The organism is Natrinema soli, assembly GCF_028618695.1.
Genome location: NZ_JAQIVI010000080.1, coordinates 1 through 4107 on the forward strand (window position 1 = coordinate 1; position 4107 = coordinate 4107).

Genomic DNA, 4107 nt, shown 5'->3' on the forward strand with positions numbered 1-4107 from the left:
GGCGTCGTCCTGGCAGCGTTCGCGACCCTCGCCGGTGCGCTCGCACTCGCGGTGGGCTTCGCTGCTCAAGACCTGATCGCCAATTTCGTCGCCGGCGTGTTCATCATCCAGGACAAGCCATTCACGACGGGAGACTGGATCGAATGGAACGGCAACTCCGGCGTTGTCCGAGAAGTCCAGCTTCGAGTCACGAAACTCGACACGTTCGATAACCAGCTCGTCACCGTGCCGAACAGCGACCTCGCGAATGCAGCCCTGATAAACAACGAAGCGAACGACGAGCGCCGGGTATCGGTCGGGTTCGGCATCGGCTACGAGGACGACATCAAGCAGGCACGCGCTGCGATCATCGACGAGGGGTCGCGCATCGAGGGCGTGCTCGACGCCCCCGAACCGACCGCCCCAGTCACGGAACTGGGCGACTCGGCTGTGGTGCTCTCGGGACGGATCTGGATACACCCCGAGGAAAGCAGCTACGGGGCGGTCCGCGCACGATTCGTCGAGGCCGTCAAGGAGCGCTTCGACGCCGAGGGGCTCGATATGCCGTACCCCAACACCGAACTCTCCGGGGACATTGAGGTCACGACCGCCAGTACAATCAAGACGACCGCTGACGACTGACACTGCGCCCCGCGGACGACTCGGCAGGGCGTTGTTTCCGCACTCCCCCTCCGTGTCTTTCCGATGGTGCGCTTCGGTGGAGCATCCCGATTGCGTGCCCTATTGAATATTTTTCCTTTTCCAGAGGCGGACATACCGATACGGGCGGTTCGTTTCGCAGTCATTGGGAACGTCCGTTTCTGACGTGGTGGCAAGACTGAAGCGTGATTGCTGCGAGCGTGCTCGTTCACTTCTAGTGAGGGTATCATAGAATGACCGCACGAAGCTCTTTTCACACAATCTGGAGTGAACTATCCGTTCCCTACACTTGCGAACTGAACGTCAGAGGGCGGTGGAAAAGCCTATCAGTCACTACCACCGAGTTCGTGACAAATTCATGACCTCAGCTGTCTCAGACGCCACGCAATATAGTTAGGACTTGGTTTCGTGGCGCTCCTTGCAGTTACACCGGGAATGCGCATCGGCGAACTCGACAGCGTACGAGTGAACTTCCTCAGCTAGCTCGTGCATCCCAACTGCCAGATCTCGACCGGGTCGATCAATATCGTAATAGATCCGGGCACGATGTTCCGATCGGAACGCATCAATCCGGGCAGGCACACCCGTATCAGAGAATACCCCGCGACTCTCGATGTCCTCAAACACTTGCTCATGCTTTCGGAAATCAGACGATTCAGCAGCAGTCTGATCCACCAAGTAGAACTGGAACGACCGTTCGATTGCGTTGAACGACAACTCGACAATACTGACGTAGTTATTTGTCCCGCTGCGTAATTGACGGCACGTTCCTAGCATCGCACACGCTTTCCCCAGTTGTACGTCAGCATCCGTTTGCTGCCACGACAACGAGTCTTGAACAGGGCCTGTTTCCTCGTCGGCTAATAACGACTCAACGTGCTCGACAGCGTCAACGACGTCTTCAAGTCCCATCCGCGAACACCTCCTGTTTCACCGCGTCGAGAACCGGGGTGTCGTGAAGCGTGATCCCTTCCACGAGCACGTCACGGATTCGGTCGTGCGTTACTGCTGAGTTGCGCGTCTCAACGACGATGTGCGGTTCGAATCGATCTCCATCGAACTGTTCCGACGTGATATCTTCCTCAATATCGTGAGCCGCTCGTTGCGCCGCCATTCGACCATCATCGACAACGACGAATACGTCGATATCGCTTGCCCGGTCGGCGTCACCACGAGCGACACTCCCGAACAACACAATCGCTGCATGATCACCGATACGGTCTATAAGCCGATTCTGAACAGTTCGAACCGGGTCATGGAACTCGGATTGCGGAATTGTGGTAACCGGATCATCACTGTGAACGAATCTTTCCGGGTTGATCTGTACGGCATTTGACCTGCCGTCGCGATCAACGTGAATTATACCGAGGGCTTCGAGGGAGAGAACAGCGGCATTCACGTTCGACATTCCTCTTTCCGTCAACCGGTGGAGTTCACGGTTCGAGAAGGCCGTATCTGGATTATCTGCGAGTACGTGGAGGATGTCAGTCGCTGCGCGGTGACGGAACGCCTCGCGGTCACCGAGCGGAATCGGGAGGCAAACGTACGTTCCCTCACACCCATCCGATGTCCGAACGGTGTCACGGTTCATGAACCGGAATACGGTTCAATCGCTATTAAGTGTTCCGTCCACGTGCACTACTTCAGACATGTTCTTCGAACCGGTGTTCGGTCGATAATACATAGACACCCTGTACTTACCGTTTGTCGGGTAGTCACAGAGAGAGGGCCTGGGAACGTTTCTATGACATCGCTGAGAATCCCGCTATCGGATCAAACCACGTGAACCGAAAAAATTGTTCCGGGCCACACGATGTGACCTGTTCTTGGACGTCGCTAATCGCTATCAAGCGACCGAATCAGCCACTTCCATTGTCCCTCAGGCGGCCACTTCTTGAAACGACACACCAGTCGCTCGTCCTGCCTCAAACCCGCTGATGAGAGACGCCCTGGCGTCTCTCAGGCACTCACCTCCGGTGGATCATATGGTTCGTTGTTCCTGAGCATGTTGAACAACGCCACTAACAGCTTGCGTGCTGTTGCGACGATCGCTACCTTGTGCGGCTTGTTACGCTTGTTCCGCAGCCGCCAGTAGAACTGGCTCAAGTACCGATCCTTCGCGTTATGAACCGCAGTATTCGCGCATTGGACCAGAATCCACCGCAAATACCCGTTTCCTTCCTTACTGATCTGCCCCACTCTCCGCGAGTCACCAGACTCGCGGATGACCGGGTCTAATCCCGCGTAACTCACGACTTCTGCGGCACGGTCAAATCGCTCTACTTCACCGATCTCACCGTGGATCAATAAGCCAGAAAACGCTGCAATGCCTGGTGCAGACATCAACGTCTCCACCTCTCTTACCTTCGTTGCTACTTCTTCGATCCGCTGTTGCATCCGCTTGATCTTCACAGTAAACTCATCAATTGCTTCCAGCCACTGCTCCAACAACAGCTCTGAAGCCGTATCGAGCGTGAGTTCACGGAGGAACTCACGCCCTTGATTGCTCCACAATGATCCATCGTAGGTCACGCCGTTTTGATCCAGCAACGAGTTGACCTCGTTTTTGAAGTCTGACCGTTTGTCAACCAACTTCTTGCGACCGCGCGCAAGCGCGCGGTAGCGCCGGTATTCTTCGGGCGGAACGTAGCTTTCAGGTACTTCACCCAACCGGAGGAACCGTGCAAGGTTCTTGGCATCCTTTCGGTCATTCTTCTGTTTCTGATCTTCGAGCCAATCCGCCTTGGCCGGATTGGCGAGTGTTACATCTAACTCTTCGTCGAGCCTGTCGTAAATCGTGAAATAGTTGCTTCCAGCTTCGATCGCAGCGCGGCTTCCTGCGTATTTCTCTGCGACCTCGTCGAGATCCGCGTTGGCGACGCGGATCTCTTCAACGACGGTTCCTTCGTCGTCAAGGACAGCGACCTGTGCTTGCCGTTTGTGGACGTCAATGCCCAGGTAGTGATCAGTAGTTGCGGTCATGGCCTCCTCTGGAGTCCTGAATGCGTGAAGCGGAACGACATCGCTACGGGCTTGCAGCCCGGCCGACCACGGTCGGTCGGGCTGCGATCCCAATTCTCCTGTTCCTTCGCATCCGAGGTCCGTCACGCTCCCGTACTCGGAGGTGCATGTCATAGATCGACTTCGGGACTTTATAGCATACTTCACGCTCCAGGTATTTCAGCGGGATTCTCATGGAGTCACCCTGTTCTCGTTTGTGGGCGTCCCATCCCCACTCCGACGCCGTGCCCCTCTTTCACTAGGGCAGCTGAAGCCGGCCTCGAGGCGCCTGCTCACCAGGTCAGACCGTCGTAGGTAATCCCCTCTCGCCGCTCGATAATGCGGCGGCCGTCGACGACCACCGGGTTGGCCATCGTGTCGAACGCCTCGTCGAGGGCCGCGAACTCGTCCCAGTCGGTGACGACGACCGCGCCGTCGCTGCCGTCCAGTGCCGCCGCGGCGCTCGCG

5 protein-coding genes are annotated in these 4107 nt (G+C 56.7%); 1 reads left to right on the forward strand and 4 read right to left on the reverse strand.

The annotated features are described in order from the left end of the window. Positions 1–621 (forward strand): mechanosensitive ion channel family protein (locus PGX04_RS04905; protein WP_273737478.1); only part of this gene is annotated, 621 nt, incomplete at its 5' end. 411 nt (positions 622–1032) lie between these two features. Here the strand turns inward: PGX04_RS04905 and PGX04_RS04910 are convergent. The 4 genes from PGX04_RS04910 to PGX04_RS04925 form a co-directional block, all read right to left on the reverse strand. Next, on the reverse strand, positions 1033–1551 hold the full coding sequence (locus PGX04_RS04910) for a DUF8154 family protein (protein WP_226042699.1): 519 nt from the start codon (positions 1549–1551) through the stop codon (positions 1033–1035). Next, positions 1541–2230: a nucleotidyltransferase domain-containing protein gene (locus PGX04_RS04915; RefSeq protein ID WP_337959446.1), complete on the reverse strand. Its 690-nt coding sequence runs from the start codon at positions 2228–2230 to the stop codon at positions 1541–1543. Before PGX04_RS04915 ends, PGX04_RS04910 begins: the two co-directional genes overlap by 11 nt. 368 nt (positions 2231–2598) lie before the next feature. Then, on the reverse strand, positions 2599–3621 hold the full coding sequence (locus PGX04_RS04920) for an IS110 family RNA-guided transposase (RefSeq protein ID WP_273737480.1): 1023 nt from the start codon (positions 3619–3621) through the stop codon (positions 2599–2601). A gap of 311 nt (positions 3622–3932) precedes the next feature. After that, the coding region (locus tag PGX04_RS04925; RefSeq protein WP_273737481.1) for a UDP binding domain-containing protein at positions 3933–4107 on the reverse strand (175 nt) is incomplete at its 5' end.